9 protein-coding genes are annotated in these 14,784 nt (G+C 72.0%); 5 read left to right on the top strand and 4 right to left on the bottom strand.

Annotated features, from left to right (window positions below; all coding sequences use genetic code 11):
* The 4 genes from V7793_RS11670 to V7793_RS11655 all read right to left on the bottom strand — a co-directional run.
* Positions 1-1,861, bottom strand: a 1,861-nt coding sequence (locus V7793_RS11670) for a GMC family oxidoreductase (protein ID WP_336005358.1), incomplete at its 3' end; no start/stop codon positions are given.
* 98 nt (positions 1,862-1,959) lie between these two features.
* Entirely contained in the window at positions 1,960-3,618 is a 1,659-nt protein-coding gene (locus V7793_RS11665) for a succinic semialdehyde dehydrogenase (RefSeq protein WP_336005355.1), read from the bottom strand.
* 74 nt (positions 3,619-3,692) lie between these two features.
* Positions 3,693-5,495, bottom strand: a complete 1,803-nt coding sequence (locus tag V7793_RS11660; RefSeq protein ID WP_336005353.1) for a serine/threonine-protein kinase — start codon at positions 5,493-5,495, stop codon at positions 3,693-3,695.
* A gap of 68 nt (positions 5,496-5,563) precedes the next feature.
* A complete protein-coding gene (locus tag V7793_RS11655) occupies positions 5,564-7,096 on the bottom strand; it encodes a serine/threonine-protein kinase (RefSeq protein ID WP_336005350.1) in 1,533 nt (510 codons plus the stop codon).
* Between the two features lie 774 nt (positions 7,097-7,870).
* On the opposite strand from V7793_RS11655, the gene V7793_RS11650 reads away from it, so the two are divergent.
* From V7793_RS11650 to lanM, 5 genes are all read left to right on the top strand, one after another.
* Positions 7,871-8,173: a response regulator transcription factor gene (locus V7793_RS11650; protein WP_336005348.1), complete on the top strand. Its 303-nt coding sequence runs from the start codon at positions 7,871-7,873 to the stop codon at positions 8,171-8,173.
* 67 nt (positions 8,174-8,240) lie between these two features.
* A complete protein-coding gene (locus V7793_RS11645; RefSeq protein ID WP_168091463.1) occupies positions 8,241-8,414 on the top strand; it encodes a plantaricin C family lantibiotic in 174 nt (57 codons plus the stop codon).
* Between the two features lie 104 nt (positions 8,415-8,518).
* Entirely contained in the window at positions 8,519-11,521 is a 3,003-nt protein-coding gene (locus V7793_RS11640) for a type 2 lanthipeptide synthetase LanM family protein (RefSeq protein WP_336005344.1), read from the top strand.
* Between the two features lie 110 nt (positions 11,522-11,631).
* The gene (locus V7793_RS11635) at positions 11,632-11,835 is read left to right on the top strand and encodes a hypothetical protein (RefSeq protein WP_168091465.1); all 204 of its coding nucleotides are present in this window, start codon (positions 11,632-11,634) and stop codon (positions 11,833-11,835) included.
* A 118-nt stretch (positions 11,836-11,953) separates the two neighbouring features.
* Complete coding sequence (gene lanM / locus V7793_RS11630) at positions 11,954-14,776, top strand: type 2 lanthipeptide synthetase LanM (protein ID WP_336005339.1); 2,823 nt, start codon at positions 11,954-11,956, stop codon at positions 14,774-14,776.
* Positions 14,777-14,784 lie beyond the last annotated feature (8 nt).

The raw sequence follows: 14,784 nt of genomic DNA, 5'->3' as shown, positions 1-14,784 counted from the left end.
CGTCCGGCGGGAGCAGCGGCAGCAGCCTCAGCGCCGGGCGCCCCGGCTCGAAGGGGGCACCCGGACCGGCCGCGCCGCCATCCGTCCCGTCGGCCCCGCCTGCCCCTCCCGGCTTCAACTTCAGTTCACCGTAGGCCCCTTCCGGCACAGCGGGCGTCGCCGGCGCGACCGCCTCGATCCGCTCGTACGCCCGCCCCTGCTCCGGCCGCGGGTCGGGCTCGCCCTTGTTCGGCCAGAGGGACATGGCCCGTTCCGCCTGGGCGGTGATGGTGAGCGCCGGGTTGACGCCGAGGTTGGCGGAGACGGCCGAGCCGTCCACGACCGTGATGCCGGGGTGCCCGTACAGCCGGTGGTACGGGTCGATGACGCCCTGGGAGGCGTCGGCGCCGATGGGGCAGCCACCCAGGAAGTGGGCGGTCAGCGGGGTGCCCATCAGTTCGCCCACGTTACTGCCGGGGAATCCGTTGATCTCCTCGGCGATGATGCTCGCGGCCATCGTCGCGGCGGGGATCTGCTTGGGGTTGGGGGCTCCGTGTCCTTGCCGGGCGGTCAGCAGGCCCTTGCCCGGGCCCCTGCTCCTGCGGTGCGTGGTCAGGGAGTTGTCGAGGGACTGCATGACCAGCCCGATGATCGTCCGCTCGGACCAGCGCCGGTTGGAGAGCGACTTCAGCAGCTGCAGCGGGTGCCGTACGCAGCGCGCCGCGAACGCGACGGCGCGGGGCGCCCGGGTGGCCACCGGCACCTGGAGGACGGACAGCGCGCCCATCGCGTTCGAGCCCTTGCCGTAGCGCACGGGCTCGATGTGGGTGTGCTCGTCGAGGTGGGCGGACGAGGTGATGGCGACGCCCTGCGTGAAGTCGGGCCGGTCCCCGTCGTGCGCCTTTCCGTAGCGGCGGTCGTCGGTCTGGGCGCCGACCAGGGCCTCGGAGTTCGTACGCGTCAGGCGGCCCAGCCCGTCGGGGATGCGGGGCAGCAGGCCCTTGTCCTTCATGGTGTGCAGCAGGGTCTGGGTGCCGTACGTGCCGGCGGCGATCACCACCCGTTCCGCGCGCAGCACCCGCGGGCGGGCGCTCCCCCGCCGCTTGTCGGTCGGGACGGTCACGACGCGGTGCCCGCCCTCCCGGTGCTCGGTCACGGCGACGACCGTGGTCATGGGATGGACGACGGCTCCGGCCCGCTCGGCGAGGTGGAGGTAGTTCTCGTTGAGGGTGTTCTTCGCGCCGTGCCGGCAGCCGGTCATGCACTCGCCGCACTCGGTGCAGGCCCGGCGGGCGGGCCCGGCGCCCCCGAAGTAGGGGTCGGCGGTCTCCTCGCCGGGCCGGGCGCGGTGCGTGCCGCCGGCGTCCGCGCCGTCGCCGAAGAACACCCCGACCGGGGCCATGCGGAAGGTCTCCCCCACGCCCAGGCGCTCGGCCGCCGCCTTCAGGTGGACGTCGGAGGGCGTCATCGTCGGGTTGAGGCGGACGCCGAGCATGCGGCGCGCCTGGTCGTAGTACGGCCGCAGCTCCTCCTCCCAGTCGGTGATACCGGCCCACTGCCGGTCCTGGAAGAAGGCCTTCGGCGGCACGTAGAGGGTGTTGGCGTAGTTGAGCGAGCCGCCGCCGACACCGGCGCCCGCGAGGACCATGACGTTGCCGAGCAGGTGGATGCGCTGGAGGCCGTAGAGGCCGAGGGCGGGCGCCCACAGGTAGTTGCGCAGGTCCCAGGAGTTCCTGGGCAGCGTCCCGCGCGTGAAGCGGCGGCCCGCCTCCAGCACGCCCACGCGGTAGCCCTTCTCGCTCAGGCGCAGGGCGGACACCGCGCCGCCGAAGCCCGAACCGACGACGATCACGTCGTAGTCGTAGTCGAACGCTGTCACCATGGCCTCCGAACCGGGCGAACTCGTGGTGCTGAACGAACTCGTGCTGCTGGACGGACTACGCGTACGCGACGGCCGCGCGCGGCCTGCGGGCGGCCGGGTCAGCGCAGGCGCAGCGCCTTCATCACCCGCAGGCTGCGCGTCATGAACTCGGCGTACTTCTCGTCGTCCAGCCCGAAGGCGGGGGCGAGCGGCATGACGCGCTGGTGGGCGACGGTCTGGGCCTCGGTGTACTTGAGGATGCCCTCCGAGCCGTGCCGGCGGCCCAGCCCCGAGTCCCCCATGCCGCCCATGGGGGCCTGTGCGCTGCCGTACGCGGCCGCGTAGGCCTCGTTGACGTTGACGGTGCCGGTGCGCAGGCGCGCCGCGAGGGCCCGGCCGCGCCGCCCGTCCGCGGTCCAGACGCTGGCGTTGAGCCCGTACGGGGTGGCGTTGGCCAGGGCGACGGCTTCGTCCTCGTCCTGGAAGCGGTGCACGGACACGACCGGGCCGAACGTCTCCTCCGCGCACACGGCCATGGACGGCCCGACGCCCTCGAGGACCGTCGGCTCGTAGAAGAGCGGGCCGACGTCGGGGCGGGGCCGCCCGCCCGCGAGGACGGTGGCCCCCCGGGAGACGGCGTCCTCCACGTGCCGGGTCACGGCGTCCAGCTGCCGCTGCGAGACGAGGGAGCCCATGTCGGCGCCGTAGGCGAGGCCGGTGCCGAGCCGCAGGGCCTTCGTGCGGGCGGTGAAGCGCTCCAGGAAGGCGTCGGCGACGGACGCGTGCACGTAGAGCCGCTCGATGGAGATGCACAGCTGTCCCGCGGAGGAGAAGCAGCCGCGCACGGCGCCGGCCGCGGCCTTCTCGACGTCGGCGTCGTGCAGGACCAGCATGGCGTTCTTGCCGCCGAGTTCGAGCGAGGAGCCGATCAGGCGGGCCGCGGCACCCTGGGCGACCTCGCGGCCGGTGCGGGTGGAGCCGGTGAAGGAGACGTAGTCGGCGTGCCCGACGACGGCCGGGCCGACGACCGGGCCCTCGCCGAGGACGACCTGCCAGACCTCTTCGGGCAGCCCCGCCTCGATCAGCAGCTCGCGCGCCCACAGGGCGGTGAGGGCGGTCTGGGTGTCGGGCTTCATCACGACCGCGTTGCCGGCGGCGAAGGCGGGCAGCGCGTCGCCCACGGACAGCTCGAACGGGTAATTCCAGGGGGCGATCTGGCCGACGACGCCGCGCGGGTGGCGCAGCTCGGCGACCTTGGTGAGGAGGGGCACGACGCCCGTGTGGGCCCTGGGCCGCAGGTAGGCGGGCCCCTTGCGCCCGTAGTGACGGGCGGCGACGGCGACCGCCTGCACTTCCTCGTGGGCGTGGAGGCGGGCCTTGCCGGTCTCCACCTGGATGAGGTCGAGGACCTCGGACTGCCGGTCCAGGAGCAGGTCGTGGAAGCGCAGCAGGACCGCGGCGCGCTCGCCCGCGGGCACGCCGGCCCAGTGCGACTGCGCCTCACGGGCGCGGGCGAAGGCCGTGGCCACGTCCTCCGGGGTGGACTCCGGCAGGTCGGCGAGCTTCCGCCCGGTGAGGGGCGTGTGGCTGACGGTGCTGCCGGAGCCGATGACTCCGCGGGTGAGCCGGGCGACGACACCGGGGGTGACGACGTCGTCGGCGGTGCGGGCGCCGGGCGGGGCGACGGGGTTGCCTCCGGCGGGTGGCCCCGGTACGGGGGCCGCCTCCGCCGTCGTCACTGCTGCCACTTCCGGTGCGCCGTGCCGCGAGTCCGTCATACGGGGAGCGTATGACGGAGGACCGCCGCTTGAATACCCGGCGGTAACCCGATCACGTCATTGATCCGGGATTATCACTTGTCCTGGATCTTCAGGTACTTGAGGACGTCCTCGAAGAGCTTGTCACCGTTCTTGCGCCCTTCGCCCTTCTCGGGCATGCGCACTTCCAGCCGCCACGTCACGCTCTTGGCGTCGTTGACGATGATCAGCTCCCGCTTCAGCGCCTTGGGGTCGGCCTCGTTGCTCCCGGACTTGCGGTACACGGTGACGACCTCGGCCGTCTGCATGCCGGGGTACGGGGACGCCTTGACGGTGTCGGCCTTGGCGTCGTTCAGCTTGGTGCCCGGATCAGATGTGTGGCGGGCGATGAGCCGCTTGGCCTCGGCCTCCGCCGAGCCGATGTCCGTCGGTTCGAAGCTCCCCGTGTTCTTGGCCCGCTGCTCCGCAGTGTCCTTGTCCAGCGAGATGCCGAACACACCGCTGGGGTCCTGGAAGTAGACCCAGTTGTCCTTGCTGTCGACGGACTTCTCGTAGTCCTCGGGCACCGCCATCGACGCCCGTACGATCTCCGGCTCGTCCCGCACCTTCCAGTGCAGCGGAATGGCCGGGCCGACGGCGAACGGGTTGACGATCAGCAGCGTCACGGCCGTGGCGACGGCCACCACGCCCACGCCGAGCCCCCACTGCGCCTTGCGGTTGCCCTGCAGCACGGGCGGGACCCACTTGCTGCCGGTGGCCTGCGGCCGGCCGGCCGCGCCGAAGGCGGTCTCCGCGGCCGCCGCCGGGTGGGCGACCGCCTCCAGCGTCCGCCTGACCTCGGCCCTGCCGGGCCGGGCCGCCGGGTTCTTGTGGAGCAGGGCCATGACGAGCCCGCCCAGCATCCCCGCGCCGCGCGACGGCATCTGCGGCTCCGCGGACAGGATGGCCTGCATGGTGGCCTGGGTGTTGGAGCGGCGGAAGGGCGAGACGCCCTCCACCGCGGCGTACAGCACGACGCCCAGCGACCACAGGTCGGACTCGGGGCCCGGCCGCTGCCCCAGGACGCGCTCGGGCGCCACGTACTCGGGCGAGCCCACGAAGGCGCCCGTCTCCGTGAGGCCCTGCTCGCCCTCGATCTGGGCGATGCCGAAGTCGGTGAGGACGACGCGGTCGTCGCGGCCCAGCAGGACGTTGTCGGGCTTGACGTCGCGGTGCAGCACGCCCGCCTCGTGGGCGGCGCCGAGCGCGTCCAGGACGGCCAGGCCGATGCGGGCGGCCTCGCGCGGGTCCAGGGTGCCGTCCGACAGCCGGTCGCCGAGCGAGTGCCCGCGGACGAGCTCCATGACGATCCAGGGGCGGCCGTCCTCGACGACGACGTCGTGGACGGCGACGACCGAGGGGTGGGCGACGCGGGCCGCGGCGCGGGCCTCGCGCTGCATGCGCTGGTGGACGTTCTCCCGCATGGCTGCGGGCAGGTGGTCCGGGACGCGCGGCTCCTTCACGGCGACCTCGCGGTCGACGACCTCGTCGTGCGCCTTCCAGACGGTGCCCATGCCGCCGTGGCCGAGGCGGGAGATCAGCCGGTAGCGGTTGCCGACGCGGCGGCCCGCGCCGGGCTCGGGAACCGAGCCGGTGGCAGCGGCGGGGCCGGGAGCGGGAACTGCTGCGGTGGCGGCAGGCACGGCGGGCGCGGCAGGGGCATGGGCCGCGGGGTGGGGGACGTGCGGCGGCGGCACGGGTGCGGCGTACGGGTTCGGTGCGCCCTGTGTGTAGACGCTCCCGGTGGCGTCGGGAATGCTGCTGGTCGCCGCGACCGGCGCTCTGGGTGGCTGAAGGTCGTAGCTGGTGGGCTCGCTCGCCCCGGTCGGCCCGTTCGGCCGTCCCCCGTCGTTCGTCATGGCCCCATCATTACCAAGGGGGGCCGGGCAGGCGCACCTTCGAATGCGCAAACCCTCCCCATGCGCCTTTAGGGGCTGGATACGGGCCGGATCCGCACGAACGTGTCGAGTACGGCCCGGGCGTGCCGCTGCGCCTGTGCCGCCTTCCCCGCGGGCCCCGCCACCCACACCTCGTACATCTTCCCTCCCTCTTCCCAGCAGGTGTCGTACGTACGCACCGCCCCGCCCGCCTCCGCCTCGGGCCCGTCCCACGTGAACTCCCAGGAGGCCGCGGGGTATCCCTTGTGCGTGGTCTCGCGGACGGTGGCGGAGCGGTAGCCCGGGTAGCGGTCGGGGGCCGCGGCCGCGGCGGCGCGCAGGGTGCCCGCGGGCCCGCCGCCCTGCGGGTCCTGGATGAGGATGCCGAGGCGGAACTGCCGGTCGTGCGAGTAGTAGAAGACGCGGGGCGGTTCGAAGGAGCGGGTGAAGCCGTCGGGCACGGCCAGCGCGAAGCCCGCCGGGTCCTGCACGGCGTGGTACCCCTCCGGGGGCCGTACGGGCGCGCTCACCGGGGGTTCGCGCGTGACGGGCGGGCCGGGCGAGCGGCTGAGCGTCCCGCTGGAGACCTGCGGGGGACGTCCGCCGGCGCCCTCCGCGCCGCGCTCGGCCAGCAGCACGGCGAGGCCGGCTCCCGTGCCCGCCAGGGTCACGACGGCGACCGCGGACATCAGGACGGTGCGGCTGCGCGGCACGTACGCGGGCCTGACCCGGCCGCCGTCGACCCACCCGGAGGCCAGGTAGTCGTGCAGCAGCCGCTCCGCTTCGTCGGCGCCCATCCGCCGCGCCGGGTCCCGCTCCAGCAGCCCCCGGACGACGGGCAGCAGGGGGGCCGCGGCGGCGGGCGGGCGTATCTCGTCGTGGACGACGGCGTGCAGGATGCCGCCCAGCGAGTCGCGCCGGAAGGGGGTCACGCCGCTGAGGGCCGCGCACATCAGCACCCCCAGGGACCACAGGTCGGACGCGGGGCCGGCCGGGCCGCCCGACATGCGCTCCGGCGCGGTGTACTCGGGCGAGCCGAGGAACGCACCGGTCTCGGTGATCGTCGTGGCGCCGCGGACCTGGGCGACGCCGAAGTCCGTCAGCACGACGCGGCCGGTCGCCGACTCCAGGAGGACGTTGGGTGGCTTGATGTCGCGGTGCAGGACGCCGCAGGCGTGCGCCGCGCGCAGCGCCGACAGCAGGGCCATGGCGATCCGCGCCGTCTCCCGCGGGCCCACCGGGCCGTCCGCCGCGAGCACTTCGGACAGCGCGCGCCCGTCCACGAGCTCCATCACGATCCACGGACGCCCGTCCTGGACGACGATGTCGTGCAGGGCGACCACGTTCGGGTGGCTGATGAGCGCGGCGGCGCGGGCCTCTCTCAGGGTGCGGTCGCAGTCGGAGAGGCCGGAAGGGCAGGTGCCGGAGTCCGCGTCGTCCATGTGCAGCTCTTTGACGGCCACTTGGCGGGCCAGCAGCTCATCGGTGGCACGCCATACGGTGCCCATGCCGCCGCGCCCTATCCGCCCGGACAGGCGGTACCGGCCGGCGATCAGACCATCGTGCGCAGCGAAGGTCCCCATGAGCCCATCTTGCCCCACACCTCCCCGGGCCACGGCTGCCGGAACGGACCGGTTCCGGCCAGCTGTGGCGCGCGCCTACCCCCGGCGAAAGGCCGGTTGTCACCTGACATTCACGGCACCGATCCACCCGGTTCCGTTTCTCCCGGACCGCCCCGGGTAAACGGTCTCCCCAGGCAAGCAATAACCAGCCCCAACGTCCCCCAAGCGGTGCAAATTACTGCCGGTTCGGGCGGTTCCCGAAGAACCTGCGATGTAGGTCACATTTGGAGCCGACCAGTGGATGATCTCTGCTTGATAGTGTCGCTCCGTGCTGGCTGACCACCAGCTGTCTTAAGGGAAAGGGGGATTCCCATGAGCATTGCGCAACGCATGTATATTTCCGTTGCCCTGCCCACTCGCCGCAGCGAACCGCACCCTGATGCCGACCGGGTGTCAGGCGCAGGGCGGAACGGCCTCGACCGTACGTCGGCGAAACATCGACGGCCGATACAGGCCCTGTATCCGGGAACGACTCCGGTCTAGCCCGGGCAGCTCCGCGCCTTTTTCGAACATCACCTAGTAACCCATTTCCTGTGGATACCGAGGGCCACCGGCATGCCCGGACCGCCCGGCATCCCGGCATGCCCGGCACCGGGGCCCGCGCCATCGCCATGCCCTGACCAGGCATGCATGCAGGCATGCCGGAATTTCATGCGCCCGGCCGCAGGGACTGGACCCGGACATCCATGCACCCGATGCACTGATGCCTGTGCGGATACGAGTGGGAACCATCAAATGGGCTGTTCAATCAAGGAAATTCAGACCGAGGCTTGGGTGGACGCCCTCCCTCGCGTCGAGCAACTGACCTCTCGGGAGCTTGAAGTCTTCACTCTTCTGTCCCACGGAAGTTCCAACCAGACGCTCGCCGACGCGCTGTTCGTGAGCGAGCGGACGATACGCGCCCACCTCACCAGCATCGCCATCAAGCTGGGGCTCGACTCACGGCTGCAACTGTGCCTGGCGTCCCACGCCCACAACCATGGCTGCTGCATCCGTCCGCTGCATATTGTCGCCGACGACAATAGCCTTGCCGCTTGACCAGGCAAGAGACTGATGCCGTAAGGGAGATGAACTCTCCACAGCCCGATGAAAGGGTGAGGCGAACATGCAGAACCGCAACGTCGACATTCTGGAAGAGATCAGCGAGCAGAACCTCGACGGCCTGAGCGCGGGCACGTTCACCATCGAGGTCGTGACCTACACCGTGGCCAGCTGGGCGCTCGGCAACAACGGCCGCCTGTGCACCGCCACCGTCGAGTGCCAGAAGAACTGCGGCTGATTTCACCTGCAGCTGATTCACCTGGGTGCCGGGCGCACACCGCCCGGCACCCGCCTCTCCGCGAAACCGGAATTCTCATGACGCCTGCACCAACATCCAGCGCAGTGGCAGGAATCCTGCACAAGTATCTCCCGGAGCTACCCGCCGGCGAGATACGGGACCGCCTGCACGACAAATTCCTCGACGAGGCGGCACGCGCCGGTGAGGCGGGAGCCGCCGGCGTGGACGTCGCACCGCCCGCGGCCTATGACCCCGCACTGGACGCCGACGGCCAGCTCTGGGACTACTTCAGCCATTTTGTTCGCGTCTGGGCGGACAGGGTGGACGGCGTCGTGGCCGCCTCGCCCGCGGTCGCGCCGGAGAACACGATCGTCCGGGACTTCGTCAACGGCCTGGCCGGGGCGGTTTCCGGCCTCATGCTGCGCACGCTCCTGGAGGAACTCCACCGGCACCGGGCCGCCGGTCTGCTGTCCGGTGACACACCGGAGGCGCGCTACCGCAGCTTCCGGGAGTGGACCAACAGCGCTGCGGGCCATGCCGAACTCCTGGAGCGCTACCCCCATCTGTTCCTGGCGGTCCGGACGCGTGTGCGCACTGCGGAGGACTACCTGCTGCACCTGATCGCCGAGGTCGGGCGCCACCGCGAGCCGCTGGCCGCACGGATTCCGGGAGTGGGTGCGAACCCCCTGGTCACCGCGGTCTCGCTGGGTGCGGGCGACACGCACAACGGCGGCAAGACGGCGGCGCAGATCCTCTTCGCGGACGGCGGCCGCGTCCTGTACAAGCCGCATCCGATCGAGGCCGAGGTCGGGTACAACGCCTTCATCGGGTGGGCCAACGAGCACCTGGGCACGGGCCTGCGCACGATCAGCGCCCTGCCCGCCGGTGAGGGCGGGTTCGTCGAGTTCGTGCGTACCGAGGAGTTCGCCGGCGAGGCCGAGGAGTACTTCGCGCACATCGGCCGCCTCGCCGGGCTGCTCTATCTGCTCAAGGCCACGGACATCCACTACGAGAACGTGGTCACCTGCGCCGAGGGGCCGGTGGTCGTCGACACCGAGACGCTGCTGACGCCGCGCCTTAGCCGGCCGGCCACCGACGCGGACGGCTCGGCCGCGCACCAGGCGGCCACGGCGATCCGCGACTCGGTCGCGGGAATCGGCATCCTGCCGATGGTGGTGAAGGCGAACGACTCCGACCGGGGCATGGACATCGGCGCCATCGGCTACGACCCGGGCCAGGAGATCCCGTACCGGACGTTCGTGGTGCGCAACCACGGCCGCGACGACATGTTCGTCGAGCTGGCCGAGGCGAGGACGGCGGCGGCGAACGCGAACCTCTCCGTGTTCGGGGCCGCCGCCGTGCCGGTGCCGGTGCAGCGCGAGGTGATCAAGGCCGAGTTCCGTCGTGTCCTGGAGTACGCCCGTGCCCGCCCCGACGAGGTGCTGGGCGCGATCGACACCCATCTCGGCGACGCCCGGTTCCGGCACGTCAACCAGCCCACGATCTTCTACACGCAGCTCCTGCGGATGGCCACCCACCCGGCCGCCATGCGGGATCCGCTCGTCAGGACGGCCCTGCTGAACCGGGTGGTGCTGCGGACCGGCGACGCCCACGAACTGGCCGACGAGGAAGCGCGGCAGCTCGCCGCCTGGGACGTCCCCTACTTCTCGTACTCGGCACGGTCCACCGCACTGCTCGCAGGGTCGGGCACCCCGGCGGGTGAGAAGGTCGTACGGGCCGAGGCCTTCGAGGAACCGGCCCTGGACACCATCCGGCGGCGCATCGCCACGCTGAGCCCGGAAGTGATCGACCGCGAACTGCTCATGGTCGACCTGGCCTTCGTCAACAAACTGCCCGAGGACCAGGAACCGACCGGCTTCGTCCCCGTGCCGCCCGCCGGCGGCACGCCCGTGGACGTCTCCCGGGAACGGCTCCTCGGCGAGGCCGCCCGCATCGGCGACGAGCTGGTGGCCACCATGTTCGAGAGCGCGGACCCGTCCTTCCCCGCCACGTGGATCGCCCCTCAGGTCATGACGGCGGAGCAGAGCCAGTGGAGCCCGGGAACGCTGGGCTACGACCTCTACGGCGGGAGCCCCGGCCTGGCCCTCGTCCTGGCCGGTCTCGCGCGCGAAACCGGCGAGCGCCGGTACGCGGACGCGGCCCGGCTGGTCCTCGGCCCCATGGAGGATCAGCTGCGGCGCGGGGCGATGGACGGGCCGAAGATCTCCGTGGGCGGTATGACCGGACTGGCCGGCACCGTGTACGCGATCACGACCGCCCGGCGCCTGCTGGACACCCCGGGCGGGCTGCCGGCGGGCGAGCTGGCCCGTGAGCTCGCCCGGCGGGCGGAGCCGGACGCCGGCTGCGACTTCGTGAGCGGGATGGCGGGGACGCTGGCCGTCTGCATGGTCCTGTACCGCGACGCGGCGGAGGGCACGGACAGGAAGCTGGTCGAGGAGGCGGCGCGCACCGTCGCCGCGGCGGAGGCCGCGCTCCTGAGGGGACCGCACGCCGAGTACGGCCGGGCCACCCCGTACACCGGCTACGCCCACGGCTCCATGGGGATCGCCCCGGTCCTGCTCGAGTACGCGCACGTCTTCGAGGACGCGGACGTGCGTGATCTGGGCCTCGCCATGGTGGCCGACGTGCTCGGCGCCTACGACGAGAGCGACGGGGACTGGCCCCGGACCTGGGACGGAAAGGAACGTTCCTGCGCCTGGTGTCACGGCGCCCCGGGCATGCTGCTGGGCGCGCTCTCGGCAGTGAAGTACGCCCCTGGTTCGATCCCCCGGGCGCAGTTGGAACGGCTTGCCGAGCTGACGCTGCGGCACGGCTTCGGCAACAACCCGACCTACTGCCACGGGGACCTGGCCGCCGCTGAGATCACCGTCATGGCCGAGCGCGAACTGCCCGGCCTGTTCGGCGGCAGGGTTCCGGACGACCTCTACCCACGCCTCTTCACCCAGGTCGTCGAGCGGTACGGCGAACGGGCCGACACGAAGTACGCCTACAGCAGCAGTCTGCTGGTCGGCCGGGCGGGATTCGCGTGGTCGGTGCTCCGGCACCTCGACCCCGGCACCTACCCCTGCGTGCTGAGCCTCGCCTGACGACCCGGCGGTCCGCCTCCCCTGCGCTCCCCGGTGCGGGCCGCCCCTGGACGAGGTTCCCGGAACCTCCGGGGACCTTTCACGAATAACACGATGGGAAAGGAAAAGTCATGAGCGACATCATCATGGACGCCACCACCGGCTTCGTCTCCGCGGAGGAGCTGGTCCAGCTCGCCGAGGAGCCGAACGAGCTCGCCGCCGGCGCCGCCGCCACCGGCATCCTCTGCGCCACCGCGATCACCGGTGTCATCACCACCGCGAGCGCCGCGCTGCAGGGCGGCTGCCCGACCAGCGGCTGCACCGTCCGCTGCTGATCCGCCGGCCAGGAGTCCGACAGGAGTCCGCTGCGCGGTAGCCATGTGGAATACCGGCCCCGGGAATTCCGGGGCCGGTATCACCGTAACGAGTCAACAGCGAGAATCCATGGTGCAGTTGAGTAACGAATACCTTGAGGAACTGCTGGAGCAGTGCATCAAGGACAGGGCCGAGGTGTTCGGCGGTTTCCACCGGCCGTTCCTGGCGGATTGCGCGCGACGCATGGCGGAATGGGAACGGCGGTGGGAAGCGGACCCGGCCGGCTCCGCCGACGTCATCGATCTTCCGCACGTCGCCGGCTCACTCCTGCGCTCCGTCATGGACACCTGCTGCGAGACCGGCGTACGCACGCTGATCTCGGCCTTCCGCGCCCGTGAGCACGATCCGGAGTGCGCGGCCATGGGATACGAGGAGTTCCACGCGTGGGTCAGCGGGAACGACGGCCGGCAGAAACTGCTCGGCCGCTTCCCCGAGCTGGAACGGCTGCTGCGCCTGGTGGCCGAGCGCCGGGTGGAGCACGCGGAGAACGTCCTGCGTGCCGTCCGGCAGGACCGGCACCTGCTGCAGGAGGCCTTCGGAACGGGCGGGCGCGTCGTCTCCTTCGTCCCCGGCCTGGGGGACTCCCACCGCGGTGGCATGACCGTCTCCCTCCTGCGCTGGGACAACGGCGTGACCGTCATCCACAAACCGCAGAAGGAGAGCGCCCAGCCGATCCTCGAAGCCGTGCGCTCACGGACCGATGAGGACGGCACGTTCTTCGGGCCCGTCCATCCCCGGACGGTCGCCCGCCCGGCCCATCTGTGGCAGGAGTTCATTCAGCACACCGATGTCGACGAGGCCGGGGGCCCGGCCGGGTACTTCCGGCGGTTCGGCCGCGTCGCCGCCCTGCTGACCATGACGGGCGCCACGGATCTGCACTACGAGAACGTGATCGCCACGGCGCGCGGCCCGGTCGTGATCGACACCGAGACCCTGGTGTCCCTGCCCGGCCAGCACGCCGCGGGAGGCGCCGGGGCCCTGGCCCGCGAGATCGAGTCGTCGGTGCTCAACACCGTCCTGTTCCCGGGCCGCTTCAGTGGAGCCGCCCTCGACGTGGACCTCTCCGCCGTCGGATGCATCCGGCCCGCGGACTCCCGGCAGCTCCAGTCGTACCGCGTCGTGGACATGGGCACCGACCGGATCCGGTTCGACCAGGTCCCGGTCGTCGTCGGGCACGGCTCCAACATGGCCACGGTGCAAGGCGAGCGGGTGGACCCGCGGCTGTGGGCCGGTGAGATCACCGCAGGGTTCCACGAGGCCCGCGAACGGCTGCGCACCCACCGGCAGGCGATCGAAGAGGTGGTGGGGCAGTACCGCGACTGGTCGGTCCGCCAGGTCCTGCGCCCCACCTACGTGTACGCCCGCTTCCTCGAAGCCTCCACGCACCCGGCCTATCTGAGGAGCACCGCGGACCGCACGGAACTGCTCGGCAGGCTTCCCCGGCGCCACCGGGGCGTCGACGGCAAGGAGGTCGGGGACGCGCTGCACCGTGACGAGGTGGCGGCACTCGCCGACCTCGACGTGCCGTTCTTCGACGTGCCGTGCGACTCCCGCGACCTCCGCGGCAACGACGGGCAGCGCGTCACCACCGTCTCCGGCCGCCCGGCCGACGTGGGCAGCACGCCGCGCGAGGCCGCGCTGCGCAGCATCGCCGACTTCTTCGAGCGCCCTGCCGGACGCGATCTGACCTACATCGGCTACTCCCTCGGCAGCTCGGTGGACGACGTGTGGGAGGCCCGCCGGGAGCCCGGGCACGACGGCCGGAGCCCCGCGCTCGCCGAGGTGCACGGGTGGCACGCGACGCTCGCCGACCTCGTCGTGAGCGAGGACGACCAGCCGACATGGCTCATGCCCAAGCTCGACGGGGACGGTCTGCGTCTCGGCAGCGTCAACGCCCCCCTGTTCGAGGGCGGCGGGCTGCTGCTCCACCTCGCCGAGGCCGGGCGCGCCCACGGCACCTCCGTGATCGGCGCCGATCCCGGCGACGTCTACGCGGCGGCGATGCCGCGGGAGGTCCCCCCGGCGAACGACGCCCTTTCCTTCTCGCCCTTCACCGGGGCGCTCTCGGCCGTGGTCACCGGGCTGGAGCTGGCACGGCGCGGTATGGACGCCGGCCGCATTCCGCTCCGGGCCGTCCCGGACGGGCGGGGCATCGACGCCCGCAGCCTCTCCCTGGCGGACTTCGACCATCTCAACGGCTTCGGCGGCTACCTCCTCTACCGCGCGGAGTACGCGGGCGAGGACGGCTTCACGCCGGCCGGCCCGGACGCCGGGCAGCTGCTCGACCGCCTGGTGGAACTGGACGGTTCGCCCTCGGAGCACACGGGCGAGCTGGGCCTGGCCCACGGCCGCTTCGGGCGCATCGCGGCGATGAGCGCACTGGCCGGGCAGGAGGCCGACGTCAGCGGCCGGGTCCGCGAGCACCTGGACGCCTTCGCCTCGTCCTACCTGCGCCACCGCTGGCAGGACGACGCGCTGCGGGACGCCGCGAGCAGGACCGGCTGGTGCAAGGGGTACGCCGGAGTCGCCTTCGGCGCCGCCAAGCTCCTGCGGGCCGTGGGGTATTCGGCCGAGCGGACCAGGGACCTGATCGCACCCGAGGTGGAGCGGATAACCGGCGGGGATCCCGGGCCCGACCTCAGCTTCTGTCACGGGGCGGCGGGGCGCGTGGCGATGCTGTGCTGGCTGGCCGACCGGCTTTCCTGGCCGGAGCTGCGGTCCGAGGCCGCATCGCTCAGCGACCGGTTCCTCGACCGGTACGGGGACGGGGGCTGGTCGTTCGGCATCGGGTCCGTATCGGACCTGCCGTCCTTCCTCTACGGCCGTTCCGGCTGGTACTACGCGCAACAAATGCTCGCAGACGCACGGGTCGAGCTGCCGCTGTGCCTGGGCGGCCGCTGATGTCGGAG

Source organism: Streptomyces sp. KLMMK (assembly GCF_036961605.1).
GTDB lineage: Bacteria > Actinomycetota > Actinomycetes > Streptomycetales > Streptomycetaceae > Streptomyces > Streptomyces telluris.
This window is presented reverse-complemented; position numbering and strand designations above follow the sequence as displayed.